This window comes from Demequina aestuarii, assembly GCF_000975095.1.
Lineage (GTDB): Bacteria > Actinomycetota > Actinomycetes > Actinomycetales > Demequinaceae > Demequina > Demequina aestuarii.
The window spans coordinates 1-922 of record NZ_BBRD01000004.1 but is presented as its reverse complement, the minus strand read 5'-3'; the positions used below and the strand labels follow the sequence as shown (position 1 = coordinate 922).

Annotated in this window: 1 protein-coding gene; it reads left to right on the top strand. The window is 66.9% G+C overall.

What is annotated here, in order from left to right; translation table 11 throughout:
• Window positions 1–162: 162 nt before the first annotated feature.
• Window positions 163–922, top strand: a 760-nt coding sequence (locus AOP72_RS13110) for a methyl-accepting chemotaxis protein (RefSeq protein ID WP_193746443.1), incomplete at its 3' end; no start/stop codon positions are given.

The window sequence follows — 922 nt, the reverse complement described above, 5'->3', positions numbered from 1 at the left end:
TGGACCAGATCGGTGCCTCGGTCAACGAGCTCGCAGAGATGTCGGCCAACCTGCGCAGCAGCGTCGAAGCATTCAGGTATTGACAACCGTCTCGCACCGCATCGGTCCCCGCGGGGGCCGATGCGGTGCGCCCCAATCATGAGGAGAAGCGAAGCAATGGTGATGTCTGAAGGTGGAGCCAAGCGATCGCGCGTGCGCGTGTCGTTGACGGCCCAGATTTTCGCAGCGGTGGGTGGAGCGCTCGTCATCCTGGTCGTCGTCGGAGCAACCGCGTACGTCCAGCTGAACAAGAGCGAGACGAACACGGCGGAGGTGGTCGGCGATCATTCGGCGATGAGCACCGCGGTGCTGTCTTTGCAGAACGACCTGTGGTCCGCGCGACAGGCCGCGGGCACTGTCGCGTCCTACCCGGTCGCCGACCGCCCCGAGCAGTTCGTCAAGCTCGAGGGCAACTACGCGACCTTCGAGGAGTCGCTCACGGCGTTCGAGGAGTCCTACTCCACCACCTTCGGGTACGTCCCCGAGCAGCTCGGAACGGTGAGGGCGCAGTGGGCGGCGTACAAGGACGCCATGCTCAGTGACTTCCTGCCGGCCGCTCTGGCCGATGACCTGGACGCTCTCAAGGTGGTGCGCGAGAGCACCACCCGCGAGGCGGGCACCAACCTCGTGGGGGCTGTCGCTCAGCTCACCGAGGACGTCGACGCGGTGCTGCAGGAGCAGCAGGCCGCCAACGCCTCGACATCGCAGACCATCCGGACCGTGGTCGTCGCGCTGGCGGCGACGGGAGTCGTGGTGGCCGGTCTGCTCGGATGGCTGGTCGCGCGCAAGATGAAGGCCTCGGCCGGAGCCGTCAGCCGCTCGCTGGACGCGCTCGCCGAAGGCGACCTCACGGTGGAAGCCGATGTGCACTCGAACGACGAGC